14 protein-coding genes and 1 pseudogene are annotated in these 15053 nt (G+C 51.6%); 9 read left to right on the top strand and 6 right to left on the bottom strand.

From position 1 onward, the window contains the following. Window positions 1-3: 3 nt before the first annotated feature. Complete coding sequence (locus ACJJJB_RS12820; RefSeq protein WP_020413550.1) at window positions 4-723, bottom strand: VC0807 family protein; 720 nt, start codon at window positions 721-723, stop codon at window positions 4-6. 171 nt (window positions 724-894) lie between these two features. Between ACJJJB_RS12820 and ACJJJB_RS12815 the strand changes: the two genes are divergently transcribed. The 5 genes and pseudogenes from ACJJJB_RS12815 to rluB all read left to right on the top strand — a co-directional run bounded on the left by ACJJJB_RS12815 (window position 895) and on the right by rluB (window position 5862). Beyond that, window positions 895-1890 carry a PHP domain-containing protein gene (locus ACJJJB_RS12815; RefSeq protein WP_445365013.1) on the top strand — a complete coding sequence of 332 codons (996 nt, stop codon included), beginning with the start codon at window positions 895-897 and terminating at the stop codon, window positions 1888-1890. Window positions 1891-2001: 111 nt separating this feature from the next. Further along, window positions 2002-2625, top strand: coding sequence for an L-threonylcarbamoyladenylate synthase (locus ACJJJB_RS12810; RefSeq protein ID WP_020413548.1), 624 nt, complete (start codon window positions 2002-2004; stop codon window positions 2623-2625). A gap of 183 nt (window positions 2626-2808) precedes the next feature. Next, a pseudogene (locus ACJJJB_RS12805) lies at window positions 2809-3573 on the top strand (segregation and condensation protein A); the annotation flags it as partial. 271 nt (window positions 3574-3844) lie between these two features. Continuing rightward, window positions 3845-5005, top strand: coding sequence for an SMC-Scp complex subunit ScpB (gene scpB / locus ACJJJB_RS12800; RefSeq protein ID WP_445365012.1), 1161 nt, complete (start codon window positions 3845-3847; stop codon window positions 5003-5005). After that, a complete protein-coding gene (rluB, locus tag ACJJJB_RS12795) occupies window positions 5002-5862 on the top strand; it encodes a 23S rRNA pseudouridine(2605) synthase RluB (RefSeq protein WP_020413545.1) in 861 nt (286 codons plus the stop codon). Before scpB ends, rluB begins: the two co-directional genes overlap by 4 nt. Before the next feature lie 69 nt (window positions 5863-5931). Here rluB and ACJJJB_RS12790 read toward each other — a convergent pair whose 3' ends face one another. The 3 genes from ACJJJB_RS12790 to ACJJJB_RS12780 form a co-directional block, all read right to left on the bottom strand. After that, complete coding sequence (locus tag ACJJJB_RS12790; RefSeq protein WP_020413544.1) at window positions 5932-6645, bottom strand: SRPBCC family protein; 714 nt, start codon at window positions 6643-6645, stop codon at window positions 5932-5934. Between the two features lie 87 nt (window positions 6646-6732). Next, window positions 6733-8109 carry an ATP-binding protein gene (locus tag ACJJJB_RS12785; RefSeq protein ID WP_445365011.1) on the bottom strand — a complete coding sequence of 459 codons (1377 nt, stop codon included), beginning with the start codon at window positions 8107-8109 and terminating at the stop codon, window positions 6733-6735. An 11-nt stretch (window positions 8110-8120) separates the two neighbouring features. Then, window positions 8121-8825: a response regulator transcription factor gene (locus tag ACJJJB_RS12780; RefSeq protein WP_020413542.1), complete on the bottom strand. Its 705-nt coding sequence runs from the start codon at window positions 8823-8825 to the stop codon at window positions 8121-8123. A gap of 165 nt (window positions 8826-8990) precedes the next feature. Between ACJJJB_RS12780 and ACJJJB_RS12775 the strand changes: the two genes are divergently transcribed. The 3 genes from ACJJJB_RS12775 (at window position 8991) to ACJJJB_RS12765 (ending at window position 10614) form a co-directional block, all read left to right on the top strand. After that, entirely contained in the window at window positions 8991-9461 is a 471-nt protein-coding gene (locus ACJJJB_RS12775) for a Spy/CpxP family protein refolding chaperone (protein ID WP_353376522.1), read from the top strand. A gap of 217 nt (window positions 9462-9678) precedes the next feature. Further along, window positions 9679-10230 carry a flavodoxin gene (locus ACJJJB_RS12770; protein ID WP_020413538.1) on the top strand — a complete coding sequence of 184 codons (552 nt, stop codon included), beginning with the start codon at window positions 9679-9681 and terminating at the stop codon, window positions 10228-10230. A gap of 6 nt (window positions 10231-10236) precedes the next feature. Beyond that, window positions 10237-10614: a hypothetical protein gene (locus tag ACJJJB_RS12765; protein ID WP_353376523.1), complete on the top strand. Its 378-nt coding sequence runs from the start codon at window positions 10237-10239 to the stop codon at window positions 10612-10614. Window positions 10615-10704: 90 nt separating this feature from the next. On the opposite strand, the gene ACJJJB_RS12760 is transcribed toward ACJJJB_RS12765, so the two are convergent. Then, window positions 10705-10848 carry a hypothetical protein gene (locus ACJJJB_RS12760; protein ID WP_353376524.1) on the bottom strand — a complete coding sequence of 48 codons (144 nt, stop codon included), beginning with the start codon at window positions 10846-10848 and terminating at the stop codon, window positions 10705-10707. Window positions 10849-10995: 147 nt separating this feature from the next. Here ACJJJB_RS12760 and ACJJJB_RS12755 point away from each other — a divergent pair, with 147 nt between their 5' ends. Further along, entirely contained in the window at window positions 10996-12792 is a 1797-nt protein-coding gene (locus tag ACJJJB_RS12755) for a hypothetical protein (RefSeq protein WP_445365010.1), read from the top strand. A gap of 84 nt (window positions 12793-12876) precedes the next feature. On the opposite strand, the gene ACJJJB_RS12750 is transcribed toward ACJJJB_RS12755, so the two are convergent. Then, window positions 12877-14937 (bottom strand): S9 family peptidase, encoded by a 2061-nt coding sequence (locus ACJJJB_RS12750; RefSeq protein WP_445365009.1) that lies wholly within the window; start codon window positions 14935-14937, stop codon window positions 12877-12879. Between the last annotated feature and the right edge of the window lie 116 nt (window positions 14938-15053).

Genomic DNA, 15053 nt, shown 5'->3' with positions numbered 1-15053 from the left:
GTGCTATTGCGCGACCATCACTTCTTCCAGTTTCAACCCGGTCAGCTTGCCGATGCGGGAGAAAAGGAAAAAGAGGGCACCCATTAAGATCAGGGTTGATGGGATTGCAATAACCAGATATCCATATGCCGTCATTTCACCCAGCTCGGTGTTGTAGGCTTCGGTGCCGGGTGGGCTGGTGACGATCATTTTGGCGAGAATGTAGTTCAGCGCCGAGGAGAAAAAGAATGACCCGGCAACAATCCATGAGGTCTGGCGCAAAGTGCGCTCAAAGGCCGGCTGGTTGCCATTTGCCTGTAATGACTGGGCAATTTTTGCCGTATTCAGAATTTGATCGTTGTAGAGGAGGGTTTTGACCAGGGGCCAGCGGGTATAAACGGATAGAGCCGTTGCAACGCCCAGCAGGCCGGGGATCGCGGCTTCCTTGATCGCGATATATTGCGGGTCCAGCTTTAGCAAGCTGATACCGCCGGTGAGAAGGATGCCTATAAACCCGAGGGCCGAGAAGAAGTTGACCTTGCCCAGGCGCAGCAGGTCGCGAAGACCGTATCCCAGCGGGAAGGCCAGGGCCACGATTAACGCCCAAGTTGGGCCCAACCAGTCATCCCCGGAAAGTTTGGTCAGTATCAATGTCGGAATGATGACATTGAAGGTGATATTGCTGAGAAACCCTTCCTTTTTAGGTTTCTCGGGAGATGTTGTAGTCGAATTCGTTTCGGTCATACTCTATTCCGGTGATAATGCCCGCAGGAAATCAGTCTGGAGGCGATATCTCTATAGTCCCTCCAAAACAATTTCTTCCCCACTGACAATACTGCTGTCAGACTCCGGCCCCGAGGTCACCTAGGCTGACCATTGGTCCGGGCCTTATCCCTGAAAACGCCGGGTGCCGCTGTGACAGCATTGCCGGGTAATTGTTCCAAAATAATGGATACTGCGACGATCACTGTCGCCAAACTGAGTGAGAGCCCACTATTGAGAGCCCTGTCTGCTGATCTGAATACCGATCTTGTCGATCTGCACTGTCACAGTACCGCTTCTGACGGTATTTTAAGTCCTGCACAGCTGGTGTCGAGGGCGAAATGCCAAGGTGTGACACTGATGGCACTCACGGACCACGATACAGTGGATGGAGTAGCACAGGCACAGGAAGCTGGTGACCAATTGGGCATCACTGTGCTGGCAGGGATTGAATTCTCCAGCCTTTGGGGGCGTCGCTCGATTCACATTGTTGGTCTCAATGTTGATCTGACGTCGCAGGAGCTGCGTAATGCCATAAGCTTGCGCGAAGGGCTTCGCCTGGAGCGTGCCGAGCGTATTGCTGAGCGACTGCACAAGCGCGGCTTCATCGGTGCTCTAGAGGGTGGGCGTGCTGTTGCAGGGGAATCTGTATTGGGCAGACCGCATTTTGCCCGATGGTTAGTAGAAGCGGGTCATGTAGAGGATACAGCGCGGGCTTTTAAGCGTTATTTAGGCGCAGGTAAGGTAGGTGATGTGAAGGTCGAGTGGCCCCAAATGGTGGAGACCATAGAGACAATTCATGCGGCTGGCGGCAGTGCTGTATTGGCACACCCACTTAAGTATGGGTTTACCCGCACCCAGTTGGTCCGGTTACTTGGCGAGTTTTCGCGCTGCGGGGGCGATGCGATAGAGTTGCTGTGCGGCCGCCAAAATCCTACCCAGACTAAGGAATTGCGGAGTCTTATGGCTTCGGTCACAACTGAACTTAACGGTCCGCAATTGCGCTGTTCCCTGGGAAGTGATTTTCACCAGCCAGACCAGCCCTGGCGGGAATTGGGTTGCGTGCGTCTACCAGAAGACGTCGAGCCGGTATGGAATCTGTGGCACACTCTGCACCGGGATCGACCCGGTCATGCCATGACAGCCTAGCCAAGCGTACTTTTTACGTATGTTTTGTAGATGCTGTCGAACCGAGATCCCTTGCGGGTCAGTCAAGGTCCGCAAAGAGGTTTCAATTCATTAAAGGCTTGGGGGGCTTTTGTGGCGCAGTTTTTTCAGATTCATCCGGATAATCCTCAAGGGCGCCTGATTTCTCAGGCTGCTGATATCGTGAATGCAGGAGGGGTTATCGTCTACCCCACAGATTCTGCCTATGCCATTGGCTGCCGCCTTGGAGAAAAGTTGGCCGTTGAGCGCATTCGCGCATTGAGACAGCTGGATAAACAGCATAATTTCACTCTAATGTGTCGGGATCTATCGGAGCTGGCTACCTATGCCAAGGTAGATAATCAGATGTTCCGCCTACTCAAGAATCATACACCTGGCCCCTATACATTTATTATGCCGGCTACCGCAGAAGTGCCACGTCGTCTTATTCACCCGAAGCGTAAGACTATTGGTATCCGTGTACCCGACAATGCAATAACTCTCGCCCTGATTGAAACAGTGGGTGAGCCCCTGATGAGTTGCAGCCTGATCATGCCAGGTGATGAGCAGCCCCTGACCGACCCCTACGATATTCGCGATACCCTTGAGCATCAGGTCGAGCTGGTGATTGATGGGGGGTTCTGTGGTATGGAGCCAACCACTGTTGTAGACCTTACCGGCGAAGAGCCGGAGCTGATTCGCCAGGGTTGCGGAACGGCTGATGAAATTCTGGGCTGAATAGTGTCACGCTAGTGTATAATCGCGCGTTTGCGCTTTCGAGGGTGGGGCAGGGTGTCCAGTGAAGAATTACTAGCCGAGGTGGAGGAGCAGGTGCTTGCCGAGGTCGCGGCGAGTGAAGGCGACTCTACCGAAGCTCCCCCTGAGAGTGTAGATACGCCAGGTCATTCGGAAGATGCGCCTGTGGCACTGGTATTAGGCGAGGCTTTTACTGACCTGCCACCAGACCTGTTTATTCCGCCAGATGCTTTGGAAGTGATTTTGGAGGCCTTTGAGGGGCCCCTGGATCTGCTTCTATACCTGATTCGTCGCCAGAACCTGGATATTCTTGAAATTAATGTATCAGACATCACCCGCCAGTATATGGCCTACGTGGAAATGATGACGTCGATACGTTTTGAGCTTGCAGCCGAGTACCTGGTGATGGCAGCCATGCTCGCAGAGATCAAGTCGAGAATGTTACTGCCGCGCCCGCCGGAAGCTGAGGAAGAGGAGGGTGAAGACCCTCGGGCCGCATTGATCCGCCGCTTGCAGGAATATGAGCGTTTTAAGACTGCTGCGGAGGATCTCGACGAGATTCCACGTATGGGGCGAGATATTCACCAAGCCAGCGCTGAAGGCCCCGATCGCAGTATCACCCGACCCGACCCGGATGTGGATCTCAAAGAGGTATTGGTTGCTCTGGCAGATGTATTGCGTCGTGCGGATATGTTTGAGAGCCACCAGGTCGAACGGGAGAAGCTCTCTACCCGTGAACGTATGACCCAGGTACTGGATCAGATTCGCCACGGCCAATTTGTGCCTTTTGTGAGCCTGTTTACCGTGAAGGAGGGGCGCCTTGGTGTGGTGGTTACTTTCCTTGCGGTGATGGAGTTGGTGAAAGAGTCCCTGGCGGAACTGGTACAAAACGAGGCCTTCGGCCCGATCCATGTACGGGCAGCCGGGCAGAGTGGCTCCGGAAGTGTTGATAGTCATGACGAGTACCTCTCGGGTCCTGAAAGTAGCTTGGAAGGAGACGACGATGCTCAGCCAGCTGGAGCACCAAGTGGTGAATTACTGCCAATTGAGAGTGAGCTGGAGGGTATTGACACACTGGCTGCTGAGGATGAGCAGTCGGTAGTAGAGCAGAATGGGCAGCCAAGCGAAGAGTTAGCTGGTGCGTAAAAGTGGGACGTGCTGGATGAATTGCCGAGAAAGCATCAGAGTTAGAAAATAGAAGATGACAATCGCTCCGGAATTACTGCGCAGAATTGTAGAGGGCGCCCTGCTTGCGGCAGGGCAGCCTCTGAGTGAAGAAAAGTTATTGTCGCTGCTTGAAGAAGAGGAGCAGCCCTCCAATACAACCTTGAGAGATATCCTTGAGGAGATAGCGCAGGATTGTATTGGGCGCGGCTTTGAACTCAGGAAGGTGGCCACGGGCTGGCGTTTCCAGGTGCCTGAAGATTTGGCGCCCTGGGTAAACCGCCTTTGGGAGGAAAAAGCGCAGAGGTATTCCCGCGCAACTTTGGAAACTCTGGCAATCATCGCCTATCGCCAACCGGTAACCCGCGGAGATATCGAGGAGATTCGCGGTGTAGCGGTAAGTTCGCAGATTGTTAAAACCCTGCTTGAGCGCGGTTGGGTCAAAGTAGTTGGCCATCGTGATGTGCCTGGCAAACCATCGCTGTATGCGACCACGCGGGAATTTCTGGATTACTTTAATCTATGCTCCCTGGATAATTTGCCAACCCTGGCTGAGATTCGCGATATAGAGAGTCTCAACAAGATCCTTGAAGCAGAGGGGTTGTCCCCAGAGGAGATTGCCGCGGCAGAGACTGATAGTGCAGATATTGAGGTGTCGCAAATCAGCGGTGAGGGTTCTGAAGAAGAAGTTGTTGATATTGCGGCTGAAGAGTCAGTGGGCGATATTGATAATGAGCCTGATGATATTGATGGAGATGTGCGGGTTGAAGTGCTGGTAGAGGAAATTGTAGCGCAGTCAGAAGACCAGCCTGCTGAAGAAGTTGAGCCTGTGTCGCCAGTGGAGCGAGAGAAAATTGATGAGAAATTAGATGAAGGCGATCGGGATGATGCGGTTGAGGCTGCGGCATCGCTGGTTGCGATGGAGATTGAGCGGGCGCAGGAAGAAACGGTATTAGAGAATTTGGGTGCCGTTGACACAGGTGATACTGAAGCCGCCCCCCAAGACGATAATAGAGAGACTGAACTGGTAGCGGAGGCGCATAGCACAGCCCCGATAGCGGCGACCCTGCCGCCTAGTAGCCTGTTTGGTGATAACGACACAGCGAGCGAAGTCGGACTGGAAGATAGGGCCGAAGGGAATGCTGATGTCGATGATGATTCCCAGGATGTAGTGCAAGTGGAAAACACCACCCCATGAGTGATGGCACCTCGCCAGCAGGCGAAAAATTGCAGAAAGTATTGGCACGCAGTGGCCTTGGTTCACGGCGAGAGATGGAACGCGCGATCGATGCTGGCCGCGTGACAATCAATGGAAAAGTGGCGGAGCTAGGTGAGCGGGTTACCGACCAGGACCGCATTGAATTTGATGGTCAGCGACTGCCATCGACCGAGGAGAATCGCTGCCGCGTCATTCTGTACAACAAGCCGGTCGGTGAGATTTGCTCACGCCACGATCCCGAAGGGCGCCCGACAGTTTACGATCGATTACCAAGGTTGAAGACGGGGCGTTGGATTTCTGTGGGGCGCTTGGATTTTAATACCAGTGGACTCCTATTGTTTACCAACAGTGGTGAGCTGGCCAACAAATTGATGCATCCCTCCTCGGTGATCGATCGCGAATACCTGGTACGAATCCAGGGCGAAGTGGACGATGAGATGAAAAGGCGCTTGGTCAAAGGGGTATTGCTGGATGATGGCTCTGCGCGCTTTACTGATATCGTCGAGAGCGGCGGTGAGGGTAGGAACCGCTGGTTCTATTGCGTGGTAATGGAGGGGCGCAACCGTGAAGTGCGGCGTTTGTGGGAATCTCAGGGTGTGCGAGTGAGCCGCCTCAAGAGAGTTCGCTACGGTAGTGTATTTATCCCCTCCCATGTGCGTGTGGGCCAGTGGATTGAGATGGAGCCTCGCGAAATTGATGATCTGTGTGTTACTGCGGGTCTGCCAAAACTTGGTCAGAGACCGCTCACACAGGGAGAAAAACAGACTCTTGAGCGCCAGCGCCGAAAGCTACGCAAGTCGCCGGTGCCGGCGCAGCGCCGCAACAAGTCCAGGTAAGCCCCAATAAAAAAGCCCGCCATTAGCGGGCTTTTTTATTGAAAATAGTAATGAGGCTGGTAGCGCGGTCTATGGTGATTGGGGTTCATTCTCCGGTGTTTCCCCAGCTTCCTCCTGCTGTTGGTTTTGCATTTCCGATTGAACACCCTGCGGGCCTCCCCCCATAGCATCATCAACATCCGAGGGAATATCTGAGACGGAGTCTGTAGTATTACTGCTCCCCTGGTCTGCTCCGCCGGGCGTCGGACCCTCAATTGCGTCAGTACTGGATTCCAATAAATTCTTAAGTTTTGACAGTCCGTGTTCGTAGGACTCGCCCACCATTTTTTTCACAGCCAGGCCCATCCAGCGTTCCCTGGGGCCGCCTCCTGTATCGCTCATAAAGGCCCAGGTTATCTTGGTGCCTTCACCCTCGGGTTGCAGCTTAAACTCCGCCTCCGCAGTGCTACCATCACCGAAAGCCAGTTTGGTGCGGACCATAGAATTTGGCGTGCTGGCGGTGATAGTCTGGCTGCCGCTGCCTGCCTTCGAGTTCTCGCCACGCCAACTCATTTCCGCGCCCACGCCCTCTTCAGGTCCGCTGTAATCGTATTGCATAGATGGGTCTATATTGCGCCAAGGGGACCAGCTATTGAATTTGCGAAAATTATTGACGTAGGGAAAGACGGCCTGGGGAGGCTTATCGATATAGACGCTCCGCTCAAGGCTTACCTCTCGAGGGAACAGATATCCGGCGAGCAGTAACAATACCAGGAATATGAGGATATAGATGATCCAGCGCATAGCAGGGTCCTTTGCTATTGGCGGTCAAATAGTCATGATCGCCAGCCCATGCTGGCGATAGATTGTTTATAGCAGTTTTTGCGCCGTTCAATCGTCGGTGATATGCAGAAGTGGCAGCTGAATCTCGACACACAGGCCGGCACCAATGCTATTGCGCGCAGTGATACTGCCTCCATGGTGCAGCAGAGTGCGTTGGGCAATAGCCAGACCCAGGCCAAAGCCACCACTCTCCCGGGTGCGTGCGCTGTCCGTTCGATAGAAGGGGCGGAAAATAGCCTCCAGTTCCTCCTCCTCAACCCCTGAGCCAGAGTCGACTACAGAGATGCTACAGGATTCCCCGGACTCCTCTACCAGTACTCGTACGAGGCCGCCTGAGGGGCTGTATTTGATGGCATTACGCAGAATATTCTCCAGTGCTGCGGTCAGCGAGCTGCCGCGAGTAGCGATTAAAAGCTCTTCGCCAGTGGTGCTCACATCAAAGCTCAGGCTTTTTTCCTCAGCTTCTATGTGCAGATCATCAATCAATGCCGAAAGCAGGCTGTTCAACTCGACCACATCGTCCAGTGGACGCTGCTCCTGGCTACTGACTGGCAGGGACAATACATCGGCAATGATATCCTCCAGGTAATCCGCAGCCTTGCCGATTTTGTCCAGCTCGGTGTCAAGCCCTGCCACCTGCTTTTGGCGGGCGATAGCCAAAGCTACCTGGAGCCGAGCCAGGGGGGAGCGCAACTCGTGAGAAACATCCTTGATCAGGCGGCGCTGTTCGGACATGGACTCCTGCAGTTGTGCGGTCATTGAGTCAAAATCGAGGGCAAGGTCAGTCAGTTCATCGTTGCGGGTGCGTAAACTCGGAGCAACCCTGTAGTCCAGCTCACCGGCAGCGACTCGTCTGGTGGCGGTTCGGAGCTGTTCAAGGGGGCGGCTCAAGTAGCTGGCCAGCCAGTAGCAGGCAACTCCGGAAGCGATCATTGAAAGCAGCAGCATGGGCCAGAAATTGCGCCATAGGAAGCGCAGCAAAAGGCCTTCCTTGCTATCGCCGGCAACCAGGGCGATGCGTAGAGGGTCCCCTGTGCGTAGTGGCAGGAAGAAGCCCACGGTGGGTTTATTGTCCACTAACATGTGCGCTTCGCGATTGCGGTAATCCAGGCTGTTGATCAGAGGCTTCATATCGGTAGGAACCTGGCGCCCAAGCAGATCGTTGCCCAGGTGGTCCACCGCGTAGACGCGGCGTTGGACTTTCTTAGGCGCTCGCTCCAGCCAGTGCTGGAACTGCTCAGGACCATGGCGGCGGGCTATACGCATATTGCGCATGACTTCTCGAAATAGTGCGGGCCCCTCCCAGCGCTCCTCCTGGCGTGGGTCGCCAAACTCGCCAAAATGGGTAATGTAAATGGCGGCAACCACCATCACCATGGCGGTGATCCATGCGCCAAAAAACATTTTCCAGAAGAGGCTGCGCATTTTGATACTACCTACTGCTTGGCCTGGGTGAGCATATAGCCAGCGCCGCGAATATTGATAATCAGATCGCGGCTGGCGCCTTTGTCGGCGAGCTTCTTACGGATATTGCTCACATGTACGTCGATTGAGCGATCGTAGGGCATAAGCTTGCGCCCTAGTGCACTTTCGGTCAGAACCTCTTTGCCAACCACATCCCCGGCGTGCTGTACCAGCACTTTGAGTACTGAGAATTCAGCACCAGTGAGGGATAGGGCCTGTTCGCTCCAATAGGCCTGGTGTTCAGCTGGTAAAAGTCGCAACTGACCGCTGCTAAGGCTGTCGTCATTTTCTTCTATTTCAACCCGCCCACGGCGCAATATAGCGCGCAGGCGCGCGGCCAGCTCACGTGGATTACAAGGTTTGGGCAGGTAGTCATCGGCCCCCATTTCCAGGCCCACAATGCGATCCACGGTATCGCCTTTGGCTGTGAGCATGATGACAGGCAGGGATCTACTCGTTGGGGAGGCCTCTTCGCGGAGTTTACGCAGCACGTCAAAACCGTTGTGCACTGGAAGCATCACATCCAGTACCAGGGCGTCAAAGTTTTGGCTCTGTGCCAGCTCAAGCCCCCGGCCGCCATCATTGGCCGCTGTTACTTCAAAGCCTTCGCCAGTGAGGAACTCCCTCAGCAGGTCGGTCAATTCTGTGTCGTCATCGATCAGGAGGATTCGGCTCATGGCGTTCTCTCTGTTGCTGTGGTGCCATTATATGCAAAGCACTGGCGCTAGTTATCGCAGCCCTGTGGGCTTTTTACCGTTCTTAACAATTGTTTACCCCGGTTTGCCCCTGTTTACACAGGCCACACTTACTATGAAATCACTGAATGCAAACGAGAGGACAGAATGATGAAGAACTGGAAACTGGCGGTAAGCAGTTTGGCCCTGGCGGGTGTTTTAGCTTTCCCCGCAGCGACGATGGCGTCTGGCGGGGGTGGGGATCACCACAAGCGCGGCTTTGAGCACATGGCCCGTGAGTTGCAGCTGACCGAGGGACAAAAGGCACAGCTAAAAGCCAACCGCGATGGTACCCGTGAGGCGAGAAATGCCCAGCGTGAACAGCTGAATGCTCTGCGAAAGCAAATCCATACTGCGATAGAGTCCGGTGCTGACCAGGCTACAGTGGATCAGCTAGGTGCCGAACTGGGTCGGCTGAAGGTACAGCAAATGCAGAGTCACCACCAGATGCGCCAGCAATTTGAGGCGATTCTCACCGATGAGCAGAAAGCCAAGTTTGAAGAGCTAAAAGCTGAGCGCAAAGAGCGCCGAATGAAATGGCGCGAAGGCCGCCTTGAGCGCCGCTCTTCAGACTCCTGATTACCCTTCTATAGACTCCTTGTGCGATCCACCGGGCGCGCCCTTCCCCAGAGGCCCGGTAGGTTCATAACCCTTTGCCCCCGTTCAAGGGGGCCTTTTTGTTTCCCCTGCTTTTGCTTTTCAGAGTCAGCTTGCTGCATTCCGCTATTGCTGGGAGAATACGCCGCCCCGCAAATAGGTGTCTAGTGTGGCCCGGTTAGGGCAGAGAGGAGTGACTGTGAGCAAAATCGGCTTGTTTTATGGCAGCGACGAAGGCAACACTGAATCTATAGCCCTGCGTATCCGCGCCCGCCTGGGTGAGGATAGGGTAGATCTGTTTGATATTGCCGATGTCACTCAGCTGGATATCGCCAACTACGAGCAGCTGATTTTTGGTATTCCCACCTGGGATTTCGGCCAGATTCAGTCCGATTGGGAGGAGTTCTGGGAAGATGTGCAGGAAATCGACTTTAGCGGCAAGACCGTGGCCCTTTACGGTTTGGGCGACCAGTTCGGATACGGCGATTACTTCCTCGACGCTATGGGCATGTTGCACGATGTGATTGTCGGGCGAGGAGCGACCATTGTCGGTTTGTGGTCCACTGAAGGCTATGAGTTTGAAGCTTCCAAGGCGGAGGTCGAAGGTGAGGGCAAATTTATGGGCCTCGCTATCGATGAGGATCAACAGGAAGAGTTGACTGCTCAGCGCCTTAACCTGTGGTGCAAACAAATTGCTGATGAATTCAATCTTGATGGTGGTGCTGACAGCATCATTGAGTTGGATGATTAAAATTGCATGCATCAGGCAATACCCTTTAAAGAATTCTGGGCTTGGTTGGCCGAACATCCCAACTGTATCCTTCGTGCCGGGAGTACAGACTCAGTAGTTTACGATGATGATGACTACTATTGGCGCTTTGCTGAGGAGGATGCCCGCACCTTGCTCGTTCAGGTTATCCGAGGAAAGCGCCCCGTAGCAGAATTCTTTATCGAACCTGCGCATGTATCCACTGTTCGAGTGAACCCTGGTGAACGAGGGGAATTCAATTTTGATTTGGTTACCGAATTTCAAGGGCAGATGCAGGTAATTTTTTATTTTGTATTGTCACATGGCTTTGACGAGCAAGTCAGTCCAGTCGAAGAGTCTTCCCATACTTCAGGAAACCTCCATTAAAAGGTGGGTAATTCGGTTGTGAATTAAGGGCACTAGTTGGTAAGTCAGATGACACTGAAAAGATTAGCCCTTTATTAACTTATTGCTGTTTCACCGCAGGCTGTTTTCCATTGAATCGACACCGACATTCTTGTCAATAAAGGTTAGTAGTTCAGTATAAGGCCCCATCTTATTTTTCTCTCTATAAAATCCATATGCTTCATTGGCAAAAATAAGACTTTTATCAGTTTTCATTCCTCTCAAAAAGTACCAAGTTTAAAGTGGGGGTGTTTCTGCAATTTTATTGAAGGCGCTTATCTCTTGAGGTTGCTACTTTATCAGTCGTCTATTGTGTAACTTTCAGGCTTCGCCTAACTCGAATAAGGTCTTTAGGAGGTATAAATGAGTGCCAAGACATATAGCAGCTCTTTATTATTTAAACTTTTTTATACAGTGCTTTTTTTTGTTGCTTTTTTTCTCGGGGGATGCACTTCGTCTCAGAAGTTGGTTAACTCAGATTGGTATGAGGTGGAGACAGAGCATTTTCGTATTGTAACGAATGATGATGCCACGAAAGCAAAGGAATTGGCTATTGATCTTGAGATGCTTAGGCCTGTCGCTAGGGAATATCTTAAGTTTGTGCCGGATCAACAAAAGTTAACTATCTACGCACTTGATGACAGTCTTAGTTTTAGAGGGTTGTTTAGTGGGGATGATTCTCGGCGTGTTATTGGGGCTTTTCAAAATACATTCTACGGTAGCTTTGCCATTGTAAATTTGGAAGGTAATAGGTTTTACCCGGACAACCCAGCGCGCCAAACTTTGTTTCATGAATACATTCACTTTTTGTCTTATGGGCGTGATTCTTTCAATCTTCCATATTGGTATAGTGAGGGTGTTGCAGAAATATTTTCTACAGTTAGTTTTAGTGATGGGGAATTTAGGCTAGGAAGGATGCCTGCTAGTCGTGTGGTCGGCCTCAATGCTTCAAATTTATTGCCTCTAGATAAATTGCTTGATGCGAAAAAAGGGTCTTTAAGCCTCAAAGATAGAACAGAGCTCTATGCCAGTGGTTGGATGTTGACGCATTGGCTGTTTTTTGATGTGGAAAGACGAAAAGCTCTTAATAAATATCTGGTTGAGTATGATAGAGACCCAGATTCGGCTCGATCGCTGTGGGAAGAGTTGGGTATGACATTTGAAGAGTTAGAATCTCAGTATCTGCATTTGGCTAAGTTGGGTAGCTTTGGTTATGTTGATAGGCCTTTAGATCTAGAGAATGGGATTAAAGTTAATCCATTGGTAAAGTCTCTCCAGAAAGATAAAGCGATATTAGAGATTGCTCGTTTTATGTCGTTTTCGGGGCAGGATGTCATTAAATTAAAAGATTTTATTGAGTATGCTAAAAAGGAAGGGAATAGCAGCTATGAGCTAATTGTTACAATGGCACTTGCTGAGCTTCATGCTGGAAATATCCTCCAAGCCAAAGAATGGTTGAGCTCCATCCCTGTTGATCACCACGAGCAGGAATGGTTTCTTGAAGCTAAGGCTCGTGTTGGTTTGGTCGAAGAGCTGTCGAAAGCTGAGAATATTAATTTAACCGTAGTAGCTGATATACGAGATGAGTATATCAAGCTTATTAATTCCCATGATGATGTGCCTGTTTATTGGTATGAACTTGCAGTTGCAATGCAGGTATTAGGGTATCCTCGAGAAAGTTATTTTGAAATGCTGGAGCAGGCTTATTTGCGTGCACCAAGGCACACAGGTATAGCATGGTGGTATGCTCATGAGCTTTATATTAGTCGTGATAGAGAATATTTTTCTCAGGTTGTTGGCCCTCTAATGGTACAGCTTTCCAGTTTGGAAAGGGAGGGTCGTCTGGATTCAATGCGCAGGGAGATTGAAAATGTTAGCAGCCCTCGTTTATCCGCTAAGCCTGTGAAAGAAGGTTTGGGAGAAAACCTTATTAAATACCAGGATATGCCAGGGGAAAAAGCTTTGGCATTGGCCTTAGATTTTAGGGGGGCCTTTGTTATAGGTTTTTCTGAAGAGAATATTAATCAGGAAGCTGCAAATGATGCTGCACTTAATCTTTGTGAGAAATCTCGGCAGCGTTATAAGGTCTTTGGGAAATGCCGCCTTTATGCAGAGGGAAACCGAATTGTAGACTCAGGGGTGGCTGAAAGAAAGCTGTGATTTATCTTTTTATGTTCTGTATCAAGTCTATTATGAGGATATGTGTGGGCTTTTAGCCCACACTTTTAGTTTCAAGAGTACTGGCTAATTGCCTGCTAAGTTCTCGTTTGCATTTTCTCTATCTGGCTTGTGCTGTTCAAACCAGTACAAGATAGAGGCTACCTTAGCAATCATCTGGCTGGGTCGCGCGGCAATACTGTGAGAGGCGCCTGGGATACGCACCATTGCAGCTTCCACATCGTTCAACTTCAGTGCCTGGTAAAACTGCTCTGTTTCAGACATCGGTGTGCGGTAGTCCTCCTCTCCAGTAAGCAGCATGGTTGGCGTAGTGACATTGCCCACATAAGTCAGCGGTGAACGGCGGCGATATTCCTCCGGTTTTTCCCAGGGCATGCCTGAGAACCAGTACTTAGTAAAGAACCTGGAATAATCGGCAGTCAAGACGAAGCTTTCCCAGTTGATTACTGGTTTGGCAACGACCGCAGCTCGGAATCGATCGGTTTTGCCGATGATCCAGGCTGTTAGGGTGCCGCCCCCGCTGCCGCCGGTAACAAACAGTTGTTCCTCATCGATAAAACCCTGGTTGATGACTGCATCCACGCCGGCCATCAAATCGTCGTAATCCTGGCTCGGGTAGTTGTGGTGAATCAGATTGGCAAATTCATGCCCATAGCTGGTGGAGCCTCGAGGGTTTGTATAGAGAACCACATAGCCTGCGGCAGCAAAAAGTTGCACCTCTGCGGCGAACCGGGGGCCATAGTTAGAGAAGGGCCCGCCATGAATTTCCAACAGCAAGGGATATTTTTTCTTCGGGTCGAAGTTGGGCGGGTAGGCGACCCAGCCCTGTATATCACGGCCATCAAAACTGGACTTGTAATTGATCTCCTCCACGCGGGCCATATTGCGCAGTGGCATCACATCGTTATTGAGGCTGGTCAGCGCTTTTACTTTGCCATTGTGGGCCAAAGCCAGCTCTGCCGGATGTTGCGGATTGGTTTGCGTGTAAGCAATAGCTCCGCGCTTGGATGTGGCAAAGTGAGTGCCCGAGTAGGGTCTCCCCAGCGATAGACCGCCAGCATCACTGGCGATTACAGTGTCACTGCCACCAATTTTTTTAATGGCAATTTTTGTGGAGCCCTGATCGTCGTAGCTGTAAGCGATACGTTTACTGTCGCCTAGCCAGTGGTAGCTGGAGATACTGCGGTCTTTTGCGGTTTGGACTTTGCGAGACTCGCCGCTGCCGAGATCGATGATGCGCAGGCTGTGTTGTTGGTACCCGAGCCGTTGATCCTCAAATCCCAGGTAGGCAAGCTTTTTACCATCGGGGGAGATCTGCGGATGGTGATCAGGCCCGAATCTTTCGGTGATCTGCTCAATGTCGCCATCCTTGAGATTTACTCTATAAATTTCAGAGTTCATCAGTTCGATCTCGTGATCGGGGTGGCGGTTTGCAGAAAAGTAAATAGCGTCGTTGTTTTTACTCCAGGCGAGACTACTGTTGTGGTCGAACTCACCGCTGGTAAGCTGACGCGGCGTGCCGCCCTCACGGGAGATGACAAATATTTGGGTGTGCCCCTGCTTGAGATAACCCATACCGTCCGCACGATAAATACTGCGGTCGATAAACTGGGGTGATTTTGCCCACTCGGCGCCCTCGGGCGCTCCGGGCAGTTCAACCGGCAGAGGTTTGCTCTCTGGCACAAACATGGTGAAGGCAATTTGTTTGCCGTCCCTTGACCACTGAATATTTGAAGGGGATTTTGGCAGGTGGGAGATCTGCAGGTTTTGACCGTTATCGAGCCACAATAGGTGTATCTGGGGGCTGCCGCTGCGGGAACTGATAAAGGCGATTGTTTTACCGTCCGGGGATAGGCGCGGCGAATAATCAGCGTAATCTCCTGAGGTCAGTGGGCGGTGGTCCTTGCCGTCGGCACTGATGCGCCATAGGTTTGCCCGCTTGTTGTCCGCCATTTTGTTCATGGAGTTGCGGACGTAGTAAATACTCTTTCCGTCGTTACTGAACTGAGGGTCGCTGGCATACTCGAGATTGAATACATCCTCATAGCTGAAGTTAGTGGGTTGCTCTTCAGCGAGGGCAGGACTGGCGATTAATATCGCCGCGGCTATTTTCAATAGTCTGTTCATTATCTGCGGGCTCCTCCATTTTGTTATCGGAAGGAGCATACCGCAGAGACGGTCGGGCAGGAGGCGAATAAGCCGATCCGTGTATTTAGTGGGATAGTCCGTGCAATTAATAAATA

The organism is Microbulbifer variabilis (assembly GCF_052468405.1).
The sequence above is the reverse complement of the archived record's forward strand: the minus strand, read 5'-3'. Positions and strand labels throughout refer to the sequence as shown.

Excerpts from the sequence above, each read along its gene's own strand:
- ACJJJB_RS12820 (WP_020413550.1), bottom strand. The coding sequence starts at position 723 with ATGACCGAAACGAATTCGACTACAACATCTCCCGAGAAACCTAAAAAG.
- scpB (WP_445365012.1), top strand. The coding sequence starts at position 3,845 with ATGACAATCGCTCCGGAATTACTGCGCAGAATTGTAGAGGGCGCCCTG.
- rluB (WP_020413545.1), top strand. The coding sequence starts at position 5,002 with ATGAGTGATGGCACCTCGCCAGCAGGCGAAAAATTGCAGAAAGTATTG.
- ACJJJB_RS12790 (WP_020413544.1), bottom strand. The coding sequence starts at position 6,645 with ATGCGCTGGATCATCTATATCCTCATATTCCTGGTATTGTTACTGCTC.
- ACJJJB_RS12785 (WP_445365011.1), bottom strand. The coding sequence starts at position 8,109 with ATGCGCAGCCTCTTCTGGAAAATGTTTTTTGGCGCATGGATCACCGCC.
- ACJJJB_RS12780 (WP_020413542.1), bottom strand. The coding sequence starts at position 8,825 with ATGAGCCGAATCCTCCTGATCGATGACGACACAGAATTGACCGACCTG.
- ACJJJB_RS12775 (WP_353376522.1), top strand. The coding sequence starts at position 8,991 with ATGATGAAGAACTGGAAACTGGCGGTAAGCAGTTTGGCCCTGGCGGGT.
- ACJJJB_RS12765 (WP_353376523.1), top strand. The coding sequence starts at position 10,237 with ATGCATCAGGCAATACCCTTTAAAGAATTCTGGGCTTGGTTGGCCGAA.
- ACJJJB_RS12760 (WP_353376524.1), bottom strand. The coding sequence starts at position 10,848 with ATGAAAACTGATAAAAGTCTTATTTTTGCCAATGAAGCATATGGATTT.
- ACJJJB_RS12755 (WP_445365010.1), top strand. The coding sequence starts at position 10,996 with ATGAGTGCCAAGACATATAGCAGCTCTTTATTATTTAAACTTTTTTAT.
- ACJJJB_RS12750 (WP_445365009.1), bottom strand. The coding sequence starts at position 14,937 with ATGAACAGACTATTGAAAATAGCCGCGGCGATATTAATCGCCAGTCCT.